At 44.2% G+C, this 1,047-nt stretch carries 2 protein-coding genes; both read left to right on the top strand.

Going from position 1 to position 1,047, the window contains the following annotated elements; genetic code table 11:
• Positions 1-489, top strand: a 489-nt coding sequence (locus B3B27_RS09170; protein ID WP_286847319.1) for a PfkB family carbohydrate kinase, incomplete at its 5' end; no start/stop codon positions are given.
• A gap of 79 nt (positions 490-568) precedes the next feature.
• A partial coding sequence (locus B3B27_RS09175; protein ID WP_286847320.1) for an NAD(P)-binding domain-containing protein occupies positions 569-1,047 on the top strand: 479 nt, incomplete at its 3' end.

The raw sequence follows: 1,047 nt of genomic DNA on the forward strand, positions 1-1,047 counted from the left end.
CACGAGGCGTTCACCGAAATAGCCTCCCTCTCCGATATTCTTATCGGTAATGAAGAGGATTTTCAGCTTTGTCTTGGAATTGAGGGCCCCAAAGCAGGAGGAGAAAATATTGAAGATACTATGGACGCTTTCAAAGGGATGATTATGAATGCAAAACGTGCTTTCCCTAATGTTACTGTGTTTGCCAATACATTACGGGAAGTGATCAGTGCCAATGAACATCTCTGGGGGGCTATTGTTTATGAAAACGGGAATTGGCACGAAGCTCCTTTGAGAAAGATCAATGTGATGGATCGTATAGGAGGAGGCGATGGCTTTGTAGGGGGATTGCTCTACAGCATTTTAAAAAAAATGGAGCCTGATAAATGGGTGCAGTTTGCCTGGGCGAGCGGCGCTTTGGCAACAACTTTCCTGACTGATTATGCACAACCGGCCGATGAAGAGGTGATCTGGAGCATCTGGAAAGGAAATGCAAGAGTAAAAAGATAATTGTAAACAATAAACGGATAATCAGAAATCGGATTATTATCTTAAGGTTTGGATTTCTGGTCTTAATAATCTATAAGAAATGAAAAAGAAAGCAGATATAGGGTTGATCGGATTAGCTGTGATGGGCGAAAATCTGGTATTGAATATGGAAAGTAAGGGTTATACCGTAGCCGTTTACAACCGTACAGTGACTAAAGTGGATGGCTTCCTTGAGGGAAGAGGGAAAGGGAAGAACTTTATTGGTGCTCACTCCCTGGAAGAGTTTGTGGCTTCCATTGAAAGACCACGTAAGGTAATGATGCTTGTAAAAGCTGGTAAGCCTGTGGATGATTTTATTGAGCTATTGATTCCATTACTTGAGCCGGGAGATATTATTATTGATGGCGGTAACAGCCATTTCCCCGATACGATGCGCAGGACAAAACAGGTGGAAAGCAAAGGGTTGCTCTATGTGGGTACTGGTGTTTCCGGTGGTGAAGAGGGAGCATTGAAAGGCCCGTCGATGATGCCGGGGGGATCACCCGAAGCGTGGCCACACGTGAAAGAGATCTTTCAGTC

Source organism: Proteiniphilum sp. UBA5463 (genome assembly GCF_002427225.1).
GTDB classification, from domain to species: domain Bacteria; phylum Bacteroidota; class Bacteroidia; order Bacteroidales; family Dysgonomonadaceae; genus Proteiniphilum; species Proteiniphilum propionicum.